The organism is Bradyrhizobium sp. USDA 3262, assembly GCF_054060035.1.
Map to the genome: position 1 here is coordinate 6,761,873 of NZ_JBSSCT010000001.1, position 14,557 is coordinate 6,776,429.

The following is a 14,557-nucleotide window of genomic DNA, read 5'->3' on the forward strand; positions in this document are numbered from 1 at the left end:
CGCTACTCCGGAAACGTCACCATGCGGGTGAATCGCGCCAGCACCTGGTCGAGCAGCATGCCGACAAGGCCGATCAGGAGGATCGCGATGATCACATTGGTGATCGACAGGTTGTTCCACTCGTTCCAGACGAAGTAGCCGATGCCGGTGCCGCCGACGAGCATCTCGGCGGCGACGATCACGAGCCAGGCGATCCCGATCGAGATCCGCATGCCGGTCAGGATCGTCGGCGCCGCCGCCGGCAGGATCACGGTGAAGGCGCGCCTGATGGTGCCGACCTCGAGCGTCCGCGCGACGTTGATCCATTCCTTGCGCACGCCGGCGACCCCGAACGCGGTGTTGAGCAGCATCGGCCACACCGAGCAGATGAAAATGACAAAGATCGCGGAGATCGAGGAATCCTTGATGGTGTAGAGCGCGAGCGGCATCCAGGCCAGCGGCGAGATCGGCTTCAGCACCTGGATGAAGGGATCGAGCGCCCTGCTGATCAGGGGCGACATGCCGATCATGAAGCCGAGCGGAATCGCGACGACGACCGCGATCAGATAGCCGAGCCCGACGCGCCCGATCGAATAGGCTAGCTGGATGCCGAGCCCCTTGTCGTTCGGGCCATTGTCGTAGAACGGCCGCTTCAGATGCTCCCACAGCTTGGCGCCGACATCGAGCGGCCCGGGCATCGCCGACTTGCCCTGCGTCGCGCTCAGCCCCATCAGCCTGGCGTATTCCGGGCTCATCGCCGCCGTCGTGCCGCTGCTGCGGGTGGCGAGGTGCCAGGCGCCAAGGAAGGCGGCAAGCAGCGCGATCGAGACGATGGCGGCGCGGAGACGGAGGGAAAAGGTCACGCGCACTCCCTCCCCGCGTCGTCCCTGCGAAAGCAGGGACCCATAACCACCGGCCCCAATTGTTGCGCTGAGTGTCTCCCCGCGCGCCTAACCGAGAGAGCACGGCGTATGGGTCCCTGCTTTCGCAGGGACGACGCCGTGGAGAAAACCTCGCCGCTCACGACGATTTCCTGATCTTGAAGCTCGCGAGATAATCGTCGGGCTTGGCCGGATCGAAGCTCTTGCCCATCACCGAGAACGACTTGTACGAGGTGGCGGGTGGCGCGAGCCCCATCTCGGCCATCACCTTCTTGGTATCGGTGGCGAGATAGACCTGCTCGGCGACCGCCTTGTAGTCGACGTCGCCCTTGATCTGGCCCCAGCGCTTCATCTGCGTCAGCATCCACACCGCAAAGGACTGCCAGGGGAACGGATCGAAGTCGACGCGCTTCGGATCGGTCTTCACGCCGCCGAGCCCGTCGGCATAGGTGCCGGTCAGCACCTGCTCCAGCACCGTCACCGGCGCGTTGATGTAGTTGGCCGGCGCAATCGCTTCCGCGATCTGCTTGCGGTTCTCGGCCTTCGCCGCGTAGCCGGTGGCATCCACGATCGCGCGGGTCAGCGCCGCGAAGGAATTCGGCGCCGTCGTGATGAACTCGCGGCTGGCGGCAAAGCTGCAGCAGGGATGGCCGTCCCAGATCTCCTTGGACAGGATGTGCAGGAAGCCGACCCCGTCATAGATCGCGCGCTGGCAGATGTTGTCGGGCGCGAGGAAACCGTCGATATTGTCGGCACGCAGATTGGCGACCATCTCCGGCGGCGGCACCGAGCGGAGCTGCACGTCGGTATCCGGATCGAGCCCATGCTCGGCGAGGTAATAGCGCAGCAGATAATTGTGCATGGAGTAGTCGAACGGAATGGCGAACTTCATGCCCTTCCAGTCCTTCGGATCGCGCCTGTCCTTGTGCTTCATCGCCAGCGTGATGCCCTGCCCGTTGATGTTCTCGATCGCAGGGACCGTGAACGGTATGGCGTTGGCGCCAAGGCCGAGCGAGATCGCGATCGGCATCGGCGCCAGCATGTGGGCGGCGTCGTATTCCTTGTTGATGGTCTTGTCGCGAATGACCGCCCAGCCGGCGGTCTTCACCACCTCGACGTTGAGGCCCTGCTTGGCATAGAAGCCGAGCGGCGCCGCCATGATGATCGGGGTCGCGCAGGTGATCGGAATGAAGCCGACCTTGAGGTCCTTCTTCTCCGGCGGCCCGGCGTCGGCGAACGCCTCTGTCGCCGTCTTCAGCGGGAAGAACTGTGACAGCGCGGCGAGCGCCGTCGCGGCGCCAACCGATTTCAGGAAAGCGCGGCGCGCGACATCCTGCGGAAACACCGCCCGCATCACCGCCGACGCGACGATGCCTTCATAACGCTTCTGTTCGCCGAGATCGGCGACCGACTCGCAGCGCAGCGTGCGCGCGGCCTGCTCATGCTCGGCGGCTGAGCGATGCCAACCGCAGGCGCAACCCGATCGCGTGAGCACGCGGTCGGCGTCGAAGGGATCATCTGACGTGGACATGCTGCGCCCCATTGTCGCACCGAAACGCAGAAAGCTCCGCGATCCGGTTCATTGATCGGCGTCCGGCCGCGTTTTGCGCCGCCGGACACCAACAAACATGCAGGTTCTATGCCGCCTTGCCGGTGACGACGGGCGCGGTCGGCAAGCCCTCATCAATCGGCAGCGACGGGTCGCGCGACCACTCGTTCCAGGAGCCGAAGTACATCCGCACGTCCTTCACGCCGGCGTTCTTCAGCGCCAGGAAGGTGTTCGAGGCGCGCGCACCCTTGAAGCAGTAGAGATAGACCGATGTGGTCTGCGAGATGCCGACGGTGGCGCACTCCGCCAGGATCTCATCCTTCGACTTGAAGCGCGGGCCCTCGGCGGTCGGTTTCATCATGCGGTACCATTCCAGCCACACCGCACCGGGGATGCGGCCCTTGCGCGGGCAGAAATCCTTGCCGTAGGGCGAGGAGCTTTCGCCGATCCACTCGTCGACGTCGCGCACGTCGAGGATCGCAACGCCGGGCTTGCCGACCGCCGCCAGCATCGCCTTGGCGTCGATCATGATGTCGCCGGCCTCCGGCACGATCGCAAAGGAGGTCTTCGCCGGCGCCGCAACGTCGGTGGTCACCGGCAGGTCGGCCGCCTTCCAGGCATCGAAGCCGCCATGCAGCACCTTCACCTTGGGATAGCCCAGCATCGTCAGAAGATAGTAGCCGCGGCAGGATTGGCCGAAGCCGGAATTCATCGACTGCTCGTAGATCACGGCGGTCTCCTTGCCGGAGAGACCGGCGGCACCGAACGCATCCGCGAACTTGCTCTTCAGCTCGTGGATGCCTTCCGGCGTCGAGGTCGCAAGGAACGTGAAGATGTCATGCACATTGACGGCACCGGGCAAATGGCCGGCCGCATAGGCATCCGGATTCCGCGTGTCGATGATGACACACGGGTCTTTCTTGACGAGCTCGGCAAGTTCGCCGGAGGTGATCAGAACGTCCGTCATGGCAGCCTCTCCTGTCTGTGGTTGCAGTTGTGGTGGTCCCGAACTTGTTTGAGCATGATCTCCGCGCAAACGCGTTCCGCGTTTGTCGCGAGGGAAAACCGGTTTCCACTTTTCCGGATCATGCTTCAGCCGTCCGCCAGCATCTTGCGCAGCTGTTTGGTGGCGGGCGTGACGATGGCGACGAAATAGGCCTCGCGCAGCCTGCGCTGGGCGCGGTGGCTCATCAGATAGCCGCGCGCGCCGCAATGGAGCATCGCGGCATGTGCGAATGCGACGCTGGCATCGCCGATCCGCAGCCGCAGTGCGACGACACGGCGCCAGTAGCTGTCATCGGCATTGTAGGGATCGCTTGCCAGCGCCATCGCCTCCTTCTCGAACTCGGCATGGAGCTCGCGGAATTGCAGCGGCTGTTGCGGCAGATAGCGGTTGACGTGTCCGAGCGGCGCATCGACCTCGTCCATGATGTTGATGCAATCCTTCATCAGCCCAAGACCCATGCCGGCCTGCAACAGGATGAAGCCGGCGCGGATTTTCTTGACGAACGGCGCAGCCGGCTCGGCCAGGATCAGTTCGTCCGGCACGAACACGTCGCGAAACTGGACACCATAGGTACCGGTGCCGTCCATCGCCAGGAACGGCTTGCAGGGCGTCAGCGTGATCGCGGGATCGGAGCAGTCGGCGAGGAACATCACGGTGCTGCCCAGCTCGCCGCTTGCGATGCTGCCCGGCTCGCCGCTTGCGATGCCGCCCGGCTCGCCCTTGGTGCCCTCGCGCTCGAAGATCGTGCCGAAGTAATGGCCCGGCCCGAGGTTCGACACCCAGGGCAGCGCACCGCGGACGATGTAGCCGCCCTCGACCTTGCGGCCCTTCAGCTTCAGCCGCTCGATGCCGAAGAAACTCTTCATCGGGTTGGAGAGCCCGGTGCCGCCGAGCACGCGCCCGCGCGAGAAGCAGTCACCGAAGCGCGCGGCGAGCTTCATGTTGGTGGAGTTGGCGACGTACCAGACCAGCGTGTTCTGGCACCACGCCATGAAGGCGGTGGCGCCGCAGACCTCGCCGAGCGCGGCCATCGACTGGATGGCCCAGCGCAGGTCGGCAGGACCTTCCTGGGGCACATGGCTGCTCCAGGCGCCGACCTTGCCGAGCCGGTGCAGGAATTCGCCGGGATAGACCGAGCCGGCATCGACCGCGGCTGCGATCGGCGCCAGCTCCTGACGGGCAAGGCGGGCAACCTCGTCCGCAATGGTCGGTGCGGGATCTTGAGCTGCGACCCGCGACAAAGCCAGTGAACCCATGGATGATCTCCGCACCTTGAATTGCCGGTCGGGCGTTTACGCGCTGACCTCGAGATTGACGGGACGGGTGAAGGTGTTGGCGACCGGCGACCACTTCTTCACATGCGCCACCAGCGCGTCGATCTCGGCCTGCGAGACCCCCTCGCACTCCATGTCGACCTTGACGCGGACGTCGGTGAAGCCGACCGGCTTCTCGCTGACGTCGCCGGTGCCCCACACCGCGGTGATGTTGAGATCGCCCTCGAGCTCGAGCTCGAGCTTGTTGACGATCCAGCCGCGATGCACGGCGTTGGCGTGCAGGCCGACAGCGAGGCAGGAGCCGAGCGCGGCGAGCGAGGCCTCGGAGGGATTGGGCGCGGTGTCGTCGCCGAGCAGGCCCGGCGGCTCGTCGACGATGTAGGGCGCGAGGTTGCGGATGTAGTTGGCGTGGCGGAACTTGCCCTCGGCCACCGTCTTGCACTTCAAGGTCTTGATCACCTTCGGGTTGGCCTTGCCATTGGCAATCAGCTGCTCGAGCCCGCCTCTGTCGATCGGCGCGAGGCAGCCGGTCAGTGCGGTTTTCTGGGCGACAGCGGTCATCAGTTTTCTCCCTGGGAGCGATGGAATTGGTCAGGATACCGAACGGTCTGTTTCCTGCACGAAGCATGCCAGTCCTCCGCCAAATCAAAAGGCGAAATTCCGCAGGCGCTTAGCTGCGCCTGCCTGCGGATTGATCAGCGCGCGGCTGCTCAAACGCGGTGCATCTGCCGCGCTGCCGCGATTATTTTGAGCGCAGGACGGCACACATGCCCGCCCCCGTGAAGATGCGGCTTGATGATTTCGCCGCGCTCCGATTTACTGCCGCGCATGGCCAAATCGCTTGCGAAGAAAAAAACTGCCGCGGCGTTCACCGCCGGCGACGATGAATCGGCGCGCGGGCGCCTGCTGAACGCCGCAACGCGGCTGTTCTGCAAGAACGGCATCAACGCCACCGGCATCGATGCGATCATCGACGAGGCCGGAACCGCGAAGACGACGCTCTACAAGCTGTTCGGCTCGAAGACCAACCTCGTGCATGCGGTGCTGGAGAGCGAAGGCCGGCAGTGGCGCGAATGGTTCATCGGCGCGATCGAGGCCGGCGGCGGCGATCCGCAGACCAAGTTGTCGCGGATCTTCCCTGCCCTGAAGACCTGGTTCGCCGAGGAGCGCTTCTACGGCTGCCCCTTCATCAACGCGGTCGCCGAACACGACAAGGACGCCAAGCAGTTCCGCAACATCGCGCTGAAGCACAAGAAGGTGGTGCTGGCGCATATCGAGAAGCTCGCCGGCGAAATGGGCGCGGCCGAGCCGGCCGTGCTCGCGCACCAGCTCGCGCTGCTGATTGACGGCGCCATCGTCGCGGCCATGGTGTCGTGTGACCCCACGGTCGCCGACACCGCGGGCCTTGCCGCAAGCAATCTGTTCGCGCCGGCCAGGATCAAGAAGGCGAAGCGCGCGGGCCGCGAGGCGGAGCAACAGCTTCTCGCGATGTAATGCCGAGGACACCGCAACCGGCGGCGCCCCCTGCTCTCACCACATGTTTTCGGCTGAAGGCGCAGTGTCCGCTATTTCAGCGCGTCCGCCACCTTGGCAAGGCCGGCATTGGCGCAGACCTCATCCTTCTCGCCGCCGGGCGCGCCGGAGACACCGACCCCTCCGATCACCTCGTTGCCCGCCTTGATCGGCACGCCGCCGCCGACGCCGACGACATTGGGGATCTGCTTCAGGAAGGCGTTGGCCGGATCTTCCATCTGCTTCATCGTGGCGAGCGAGGTCTGGCTGCGGGTGCGCGCCGTGTAGGCCTTCATCCGCGCGAATTCCATGGTGTGCGGAGCGGTGCCGTCGCCGCGCACCGAGGCCGCGACATTGCCGCCCTTGTCGACGATCACGACCGACACCTTGTAGCCATCCCTGGTGCACTGATCGAGCGCCGCCTGCATGATCGCGAGCGACATCGCCATCGAGACGTTCTTCTCGACCAGCGGCGCCTGCGCCAGCGCCGGCGCGGCGGCGAGCATGGTTGCGGATGCGATCAAAGCCAGACTGACACGACGCATGAGGAAGCCTCCCTGAAGGGTGTTGTTCTGTGACCTTCTTGAACCCTTGCCGGTGGCGATTAATCCCGTCGCTGCGCGAAAATAAACCGCCGGCCGAACCGATCGTCGCGACCAGCGGCCGCAGCGCGGCCTCCGGCGGCGGTATTTCTGCGGCGCGATCGCCCGCCGGGTTTACCCGTCGTCAATCACGACGCGCGATCCGCCCCGGCCTTAAACGCCTGTTAGGTCCGGCCGGGTCAGTTGCGAGGTGAAAGTACGAGGCAAGAACAATGCAGTCCGAAAAAGGACGATACAGCCAGCCGCGGTGGGGCGTGACGCGCTGGCTCGCCGATGCGGGTCCGGGCGTGCCTGATGACATCCGCGCGGCGCTGATCGGGGATCTCTACGGCTCGTTGCCGGTGTTCGCGGCCGGTGCGGTCAATACGGTTGCCGTCGCGGCCGTGATTGCGATCCGCGAGCCGACCGCGCCGTTCATCACCTGGGTCATCCTCGAACTCGTCATCTGCCTCTCGCGACTGGCGGTGCTGGTGTCTGCGCATCGCGCGGCACGCGAGCGGCGGCCGACGCCGACCGATCTGCACCTCGTCCTTGCGGTCGCCTGGAGCGCCAGCGTCGGCTTCGGCATCCTGATCAGCCTTGCAAGCGGCGACTGGGTGGTTGCGATGCTGGCCTCGCTGTCGGCGGCGGCGATGGTCGGCGGCATCTGCTTCCGCAACTTCAGCGCCCCGCGCCTTGCCGGCACCATGATCCTGCTCAGCCTCGGCCCGATCGTGCCCGGGGCGGCGCTGGCCGGCGAGCCACTGCTCTTCATCGTGTTCCTACAAGTGCCGATGTATCTCGCGGCGATGACGGTCGCGGCCTTCCGCCTCAACAAGATGCTGATCGCGACCATGCGCGCCGAGCGCGAGAACGGCCATCTGGCCCATCACGACACCCTGACCGGCCTGCGCAATCGCGCCGGTTTCGTCGCCGCGCTGAACGCGAAGCTCGCGGCCCCGACCGGAGATAGCAGGCCGTACGCGCTGCTGTTCCTCGACCTCGACAATTTCAAGCCGGTCAACGACACCTACGGCCACGCAGCCGGCGACCAGGTGCTGATGCTGGCCGCCGAGCGGCTGCGGCGCGCCCTGCCCGAGACCACAGTGATCGCGCGGCTCGGCGGCGATGAATTCGTGGTGCTGGCGAACGGCGTCACCACCGAGCAGGCACTCGCCGTCGGCCATCGCATCATCCAGGCGGTCACGATGCCCTACCGGCTCGCCGACGGCACGCTTGCAAAGGTCGGCGTCAGTGTCGGCGTCGCCGTGTCGCCCGAGCATGGTACCGAGGCCGAGGAGCTCCTGGCCGTTGCCGATGCCGCGCTCTATGAGGCCAAATCCGACGGCAAGGCGCAGTGCCGCCTGGCCTCCGTCGCGACCAATGTCGCGGCGCTGCGCCGGCTGACGAAGAAGGACCCCGCACCGGCGTTCGATCGCGGCGCCGCCTGAGGCGACGTCCGGCAGAAATGCGCCTACAGATCGAAATTCGTCGGCAGCATCACGACGTCGCGGATGGTCATGCCGCGCGGGCTGAACATCACGACCTCGGCGACTTCGCTGGCCTCCAGCAGGCTGCCCGCTGCCTTGGCCTCTTGCAGCTTCTCCGCCGGCCAGTCGGCGAGCAGCGCGCTGATCACGGGCCCCGGCGAGATCGAGCCGACGCGGATGCCGTGCTTGAACACCTGGCGCCGCACCGTCTGGACGAAGCAGTTGATCGCCCATTTCGACGAGGCATAGACCGGCTCCCATGGCGTCGGGAAATGCGCGGCGAGCGAGCTCGTCACGATGATGTCGCCGGTGCCGCGCCCGATCATGTGCGGCAGCACATCGTGCACGTTCTTCATCACGACGTTGACGTTGAGGTTCAACATCCGGTCGATCGCACTCGTATCCGCATCGACGAGGTCGCCGCCGACATAGATGCCGGCATTGGCATGCAGGATGTCGAGCTGGCCGGTCTTCTCGAGCACCCGCGGCAGCAGCGTGGCGCAGGCCTTCGGGTCGAGCAGGTCGATGACCAGCGGGATCACGGCATCGCCATGCCTGGCGGCGAGCGCCTGCAGCGCGGCGGCGTCGCGGTCGATCATCACCACGCGCGCGCCGGCCGCCAGCATCGCCTCGCTGCTGGCCAGTCCGATGCCCGACGCCGCTCCGGTCACGGCCGCGACCTTACCTTCCAATTGCTTCGCCATCGTCTCCACCCTGTCAGGTCCGTGCAGCACCTATCGCAACACATCATGGTCGCGATGTCAGCTCACCATGCGATGAGCAACTCCACGTTTGTCTGATCCCGTCACATGCGCAGCATGGGCGGCCGCGTAGCGAAACGGCGGCGCAGCCATTTTGCCGCCGGCCCAGCCGGCCGCTGCTTGTGCCAGACCACTTCAAGCGCGACGGGATGTGCGCCCTCGTCGAATTCCAGTTCGGGAATGGCGAGCTCATCGGCAACCTGCGAGCTCGCCATGATGTGCGCCGGAATCAGCGCCCAGCCGACGCCCTGCTTGAGGATCTGCAGGATCACCCAATGGCTCTCGACCCACCACACCTCGGCTGCGACACGCAATCGATGCCGCTCGGTGCCTTCGTTGCGCACCGTGACCATGATCTGGCGATGCCGCTTCAGCTCCTCCCAATCCACCCGGCCATGCGCCAGCGGATGGTTCTTGCCGCAAGCCAGCTGCAGCGGCACCCAGCCGATGGTCTTGAAGCCGAGTTCTGGCGGCAGGTGCTCCTGCCGCCACATCACGCCGACATCGGCCTTGCCGTCGAGCACGAGACGGCTGACGTCCTCCATGATCGGAAACAGCAGTTCCAGTTCGACATGGGGAAAACGCCCGGCGAATTCCGCGAACAGCTCGCCTACCGCGCTCTCCGGATAGAGCTCGTCAATCGCCACCACCAGGCGCTTCTCGACATGGGCCTCGAAACTGCTGGCGACACCGATCAGGTGCTCGCGGCGATCGAGGATCAGTTTTGCTTCCGGCAACAGCCGCGCCCCTGCCTCGGTCAGCACCGGATTGCGGCCGGCGCGGTCGAACAGCGCGATGCCGAGATCGGCCTCCAGATTGGCGACATGCGTGCTGACCGCTGATTGCGCCTTCTTCAAAAGCCGCGCCGCGCTGGAGAACGAGCCCTGCTCGGCCGCCGCCACGAAGGATTCGAGCTGGTCCATGGAAACGGACATCTATCTCTTTTCCAGATAATACCTAACTTTGTTATGGCACAATATCAGATAGAAACCCGGTCGCAACGACAAGAAAGGGTTTCAAAATGTCTATGCGTTCCTTCTCCGACCGGGTCAGGCACGCAGTCCTGTTCGAACTGATCGGTATCGCCATCTTCACGCCGGCGGCCGCCTGGCTGTTCAATCAGCCGGTCGCCCATATGGGCGTCATCGGAATCGTCTCGGCCACGGTAGCGACGGTCTGGAACTTGCTGTTCAATCTCGGCTTCGACCACGCGCTGGTCCGCGTCACCGGCCGTATCGCCAAGACGATGCCGATCCGCGTCGCGCACGCGATGCTGTTCGAGGCCGGCCTGATCGTGCTGCTGATCCCGTTCGTCGCCTGGTATCTCGGCGTCTCGCTGTGGGCGGCGCTGATGATGGATATCTCCATCGTCGCGTTCTATCTGGTCTACGCGTTCGCCTTTAACATCGCCTACGATCGCGTGTTTCCGGTGCGCGAGCTCGACGCGCACGATCGCGCGGCGAACCGGGCTCTGGCGGCCTGATCGATCTCGGCGTCGGCGCGGCGGATCATGTGATCTGCCGCGCCGCTCCGGACCCTGACACCGCGCGAATATTTCCGGCGATAGCGACTGCACACAAGTTCTGCCGCGCCTCACTCATAGACTGGTTTGATCCGGCTGAAGCACTATGGAATGCTTCAAGCCGACATGCCCGTCAGAGGCTGCCAACCGGCCAACAATGCCAAAACGGCCAACAACAAGAAACGGAGGACGACAATGCCAAGGAACCGTTCATCCCGGCTCACACGCCGTGATCTCATCAAGGGCACTGCTGCCACGTCGGCCACGCTGCTGCTCGGCACGCCCGCCATTGCCAAGGGCAAGGCGGAGGGCAAGACCGAAATCGTGATCGGCAACATCGACGCCTATTCGGGACCGGCTGCGGTCTATTCGTCGATCGGCCGCACGCCCGGCGGCTATTTCAAGATGATCAACGAGCAAGGCGGCATCAACGGCCGCATGATCAAGTACATCACCTATGACGACGCCTACAGCCCGGCCAAGACAGTGGAACAGGCGCGCAAGCTGGTCGAAGGCGACGAGATCGACGTGCTGTTTGCGCCGCTCGGTGCGCCGACCAGATCGAGGGCCGCGCCTTCGCGCAGCATGTGCTGTCGACACAGAACGACCCCAAGATCGGCATCGTCTACCAGAACGATGATTTCGGCCGCGACGTGTTGAAGGGTTTCAAGGACGGACTTGGCGCCAGGACGTCCGCAATCGTGGCGGAGCTGTCCTATGAGACCGCCGATCCGACCATCGACAGCCAGGTGGTCCGCTGCAAATCCGCCGGCGCCAACGTGCTCATGAGCATGACCACGCCGAAATTCGCCGCCCAAGGCATCAAGAAGATCGCCGAGCTCGGCTGGCAGCCGGCGCACTACATCGGCAACAACGCCTCCTCCGCCGGCTCGACGCTGAAGGCTGCGGGCTTCGACGTCTCCAAGGGCATCATTTCGAGCGCTTATCTGAAGGATCCCGTCGACGCCGCCTGGGACAACGATCCCGCCATCCAGAAATGGCGCGCCTTCCTCGACAAATACGATCCGGCGGCGGCCAAGAACGACATCTACGCCGTCACCGGCTATCTCACCAGCCAGATCCTGGTTCAGGTGCTCAAGCAGTGCGGCGACGACGTCTCGTCCGAAAGCATCATCAAGCAGGCGGCCAACCTGAAGGATTTCGAATCCGACATGCTGCTGCCCGGCATCCGGATCAACACCTCGCCATCAGACTATTATCCGCTCGAGCAGTTGCAACTGGTGCGCTTCAGCGGCGAGCGCTACGAGCCGATGGGACCGGTGATCGACGGCGGGATCTCGAAGGCCTGACCGTCCGAAGCGTGCACCGCTGGCGTCGGCTTCCGATGGCAAAGCGGAAGCCGCCCGGCTTGGGCGTCATCGGCGGCTCATGACCCGAACCGGATATTGCCCGAATAACCATTGTTAGCTCATTTGGCTCAACTGGCTCAGTTGACTAAGGGAGTGGCAGGAGAACGCGGCTCTTGTCTCCGGTCGCAAAGTCCTGTTTGCTTCAATGCAATGAGCACCACTCGCGAGACGAGTCCCAGCGGCAAATGTCAAACTGACTTCCTGCCGAGCGGGAGCGAATTGAGTGCGCTCATTCGCGCGCTCGATTGGTCCACGACCAGTTTGGGACCCATTGACGGATGGCCTGCACATCTCAAGAGCGCGGTCAGCCTCATGCTGCCTGCCAACGCACAAATCGTGCTGTTCTGGGGCGCGGACTTCGTGGCCCTCTACAACGACGCCTACGCACCGACCATCGGTGAGAAGCATCCAAGGGCACTTGGGCGGCCCGCGCGAGAGAACTGGGCGGAGCTTTGGGACGATCTTGAACCTCTGCTAAGGCGCGTCCTCGACACTGGTGAGACCGTATTCGCCAAGGATCGTCCATTCTACATCGAGCGGCACGGCTATCCGGAGAACGTCTATTTCGACATCTCCTATTCCCCGGTTCGGAACGAGGCGGGCGACATAGGCGGCGTCCTCTGCATCGTGAACGAGACAACTGAACGGGTTGTGGCACAGCGCGAACTGGCCAGAGCGGAGAAACGGCTCACCCAAGCGCTAAGTGCCGCCGGCATGATAGGCACGTTCGACTGGCATGTGCCGACGGACACGTTCTATTCGGATGCGTATTTCGCACAAATGTTCTCAGTCGATCCCGCCAAGGGCGAGAAAGGCGCACCTTTGTCGGAATATGTCGCGGGCATCCATCCGGAGGACGTGGAGCGGACTACTGCGGCCGTGAGTCTCGCGGTCGCCACCGGAGAAAAGTACATCCAGGAATACCGGCTGCTCCACAAAGACGGAACCATCCGCTGGGTCGAGGCGCGCGGCGAATGCCTGAGAGACGCGAACGGCGAGCTTACCAACTTCGTCGGTGTCGTGGTGGACATCACCACTCAGAAGGAAGCGCAAGAGCATCAACGGTTGCTTGCGCGAGAGGCGAACCACCGGGTGAAAAACCTGTTCGCGATCTTCCACGGCATCATTAGCCTTAGTGCTCGATCAGCTCGAACGCCGCAAGAAATGGCACATTCGCTTCGCGGGCGGCTGGATGCCCTCATGCGGGCCAAGGACCTTATACGTCCGGGGATCATGGGTACGGAGGCGCATAGCGAACGGACGACGGTGGACGAGGTCGTGCGAACCGTCATGCAACCCTATGACGACGGCTCGCGCGACCGCATCATGATCGGCGGCCCCGATGTGCCTGTAGGCGTGATGGCCGTAACGAGCTTCGCCCTTGCGCTGCACGAAATCGCGACGAATGCAGCCAAATACGGGGCACTCTCGGAGCCGAGCGGGGCGATCCGTATCAAATGGGAGACGCAAGGTGGCGACTTGCATTTTGAGTGGGATGAGACCGGCGGGCCCATGATTGCCGCGCCGCCGCAAGCCGCCGGCTTTGGCAGCGTACTCACGGAGCGCAGTATTGCCGGTCAGCTCGGGGGCAAGATCGAATACGACTGGCGGCAGAACGGCCTCAAGATAAGGATCAAGGCTCCTTTGGATCGCCTTGGGGTTTGAGGACAGAAAGGGACGACAAGATTTCTCCTCCTTGTGGACCTTGATGGAAGTCGCGGGGCTCGCCTAGCTGGCGTATCTGAGATAGCCTGCAGCGCCCTTGAACGTGACGAGCCGCCATGCTCACGCTCTATTCCTATCCTCCGTTGTTCGGCGTCGCCGACAATAATGGCTATGGTCTGAAGGTATTCGCTTTTCTGAAGCTCGCCGGCGTGCCGTTCCGGCACGAGCACATCTTCGATGCGTCGAAGGCGCCGCGCCAGCAACTTCCTTATATCGTCGACGGCCGTGACACCGTCGGCGACAGCGAGACCATCCTCGCCTATGTCACCGGAAAATATGGCGTGACGCTGGATGCCGCGCTGACGCCGGCGCAGCGCACGACCAATCTCCTCGTCACGCGGACGCTCGACGATCTCTACTGGGTGATGTCCTATTCGCGCTGGCAGGATGAGCGCTACTGGCCCCAGTTCCGCGATGCGCTCAAGGGCGAGCATCCGGGCCTCACCGACGACGGCTTGATGAAGGCCAAGGAGTTCAACGCCCGGCGCTACTACTACCAGGGCATCGGCCGCTTCGAGCCTGATGCCGCGATGGCCCGCGGGCTCGCCGATCTCGCCGCACTGGCGAGCCTGATCCCGAGCCGTGGCTATGTGCATGGCGACAAACCGACGACCGTCGATGCCGGCATCTATGGCTTCGTGGCCAACATCTACTTCTACGACATCAAGACGCCGTTGAAGGACTTCGTGGTCTCGCATGACGTACTGGTACAACATTGCCGCGCCATCCACGCGGCAGTGAGCAAGTGAGCCGGGGCCAACTCAACGTCTAACTCGCAACAGTGACCTTCGCGGCCGGGAGCGAACTGGCCGTTGCTCCGTTCACGGCGCAGGTGGATATATCTGCGCTGGCGTGTCGCAGCCAGCCTCTCACAACTAGATCGATTTCAGGGTAGTATCCCGTCCTT

Annotated in this window: 13 protein-coding genes and 1 pseudogene; 6 read left to right on the forward strand and 8 right to left on the reverse strand. The window is 64.1% G+C overall.

Features of this window, described 5'->3' with window-relative positions:
• Positions 1–2: 2 nt before the first annotated feature.
• The 5 genes from ntrB to ACVWYP_RS31995 all read right to left on the reverse strand — a co-directional run bounded on the left by ntrB (position 3) and on the right by ACVWYP_RS31995 (position 5,250).
• Entirely contained in the window at positions 3–842 is an 840-nt protein-coding gene (gene ntrB, locus ACVWYP_RS31975; RefSeq protein ID WP_304496069.1) for a nitrate ABC transporter permease, read from the reverse strand.
• Between the two features lie 157 nt (positions 843–999).
• Complete coding sequence (locus tag ACVWYP_RS31980) at positions 1,000–2,391, reverse strand: CmpA/NrtA family ABC transporter substrate-binding protein (RefSeq protein ID WP_304496070.1); 1,392 nt, start codon at positions 2,389–2,391, stop codon at positions 1,000–1,002.
• 106 nt (positions 2,392–2,497) lie between these two features.
• Positions 2,498–3,376 carry a sulfurtransferase gene (locus ACVWYP_RS31985; protein WP_304496071.1) on the reverse strand — a complete coding sequence of 293 codons (879 nt, stop codon included), beginning with the start codon at positions 3,374–3,376 and terminating at the stop codon, positions 2,498–2,500.
• Between the two features lie 125 nt (positions 3,377–3,501).
• Positions 3,502–4,671: an acyl-CoA dehydrogenase family protein gene (locus ACVWYP_RS31990; protein ID WP_304496072.1), complete on the reverse strand. Its 1,170-nt coding sequence runs from the start codon at positions 4,669–4,671 to the stop codon at positions 3,502–3,504.
• Positions 4,672–4,707: 36 nt separating this feature from the next.
• Positions 4,708–5,250, reverse strand: a complete 543-nt coding sequence (locus ACVWYP_RS31995) for an OsmC family protein (protein ID WP_038385944.1) — start codon at positions 5,248–5,250, stop codon at positions 4,708–4,710.
• A 267-nt stretch (positions 5,251–5,517) separates the two neighbouring features.
• Between ACVWYP_RS31995 and ACVWYP_RS32000 the strand changes: the two genes are divergently transcribed.
• The gene (locus ACVWYP_RS32000) at positions 5,518–6,183 is read left to right on the forward strand and encodes a TetR/AcrR family transcriptional regulator (RefSeq protein ID WP_304496073.1); all 666 of its coding nucleotides are present in this window, start codon (positions 5,518–5,520) and stop codon (positions 6,181–6,183) included.
• A 71-nt stretch (positions 6,184–6,254) separates the two neighbouring features.
• Here the strand turns inward: ACVWYP_RS32000 and ACVWYP_RS32005 are convergent, their stop codons facing one another.
• Positions 6,255–6,746: a GlcG/HbpS family heme-binding protein gene (locus tag ACVWYP_RS32005; RefSeq protein ID WP_304496074.1), complete on the reverse strand. Its 492-nt coding sequence runs from the start codon at positions 6,744–6,746 to the stop codon at positions 6,255–6,257.
• 269 nt (positions 6,747–7,015) lie between these two features.
• Between ACVWYP_RS32005 and ACVWYP_RS32010 the strand changes: the two genes are divergently transcribed.
• Positions 7,016–8,233, forward strand: a complete 1,218-nt coding sequence (locus ACVWYP_RS32010) for a diguanylate cyclase (protein ID WP_453945949.1) — start codon at positions 7,016–7,018, stop codon at positions 8,231–8,233.
• A gap of 23 nt (positions 8,234–8,256) precedes the next feature.
• Here the strand turns inward: ACVWYP_RS32010 and ACVWYP_RS32015 are convergent, their stop codons facing one another.
• On the reverse strand, positions 8,257–8,976 hold the full coding sequence (locus tag ACVWYP_RS32015; RefSeq protein ID WP_304496076.1) for an SDR family oxidoreductase: 720 nt from the start codon (positions 8,974–8,976) through the stop codon (positions 8,257–8,259).
• A gap of 101 nt (positions 8,977–9,077) precedes the next feature.
• Positions 9,078–9,968: a LysR family transcriptional regulator gene (locus ACVWYP_RS32020; RefSeq protein ID WP_304496077.1), complete on the reverse strand. Its 891-nt coding sequence runs from the start codon at positions 9,966–9,968 to the stop codon at positions 9,078–9,080.
• Positions 9,969–10,054: 86 nt separating this feature from the next.
• Here ACVWYP_RS32020 and ACVWYP_RS32025 point away from each other — a divergent pair, with 86 nt between their 5' ends.
• The 4 genes and pseudogenes from ACVWYP_RS32025 to ACVWYP_RS32040 all read left to right on the forward strand — a co-directional run bounded on the left by ACVWYP_RS32025 (position 10,055) and on the right by ACVWYP_RS32040 (position 14,399).
• On the forward strand, positions 10,055–10,516 hold the full coding sequence (locus tag ACVWYP_RS32025; RefSeq protein WP_051447777.1) for a PACE efflux transporter: 462 nt from the start codon (positions 10,055–10,057) through the stop codon (positions 10,514–10,516).
• 234 nt (positions 10,517–10,750) lie between these two features.
• Positions 10,751–11,865 (forward strand): annotated as a pseudogene (locus ACVWYP_RS32030) (ABC transporter substrate-binding protein).
• A gap of 279 nt (positions 11,866–12,144) precedes the next feature.
• Positions 12,145–13,590, forward strand: a complete 1,446-nt coding sequence (locus tag ACVWYP_RS32035; RefSeq protein ID WP_196238139.1) for a PAS domain-containing protein — start codon at positions 12,145–12,147, stop codon at positions 13,588–13,590.
• 116 nt (positions 13,591–13,706) lie between these two features.
• Positions 13,707–14,399, forward strand: a complete 693-nt coding sequence (locus ACVWYP_RS32040; protein ID WP_304496079.1) for a glutathione S-transferase C-terminal domain-containing protein — start codon at positions 13,707–13,709, stop codon at positions 14,397–14,399.
• Positions 14,400–14,557 lie beyond the last annotated feature (158 nt).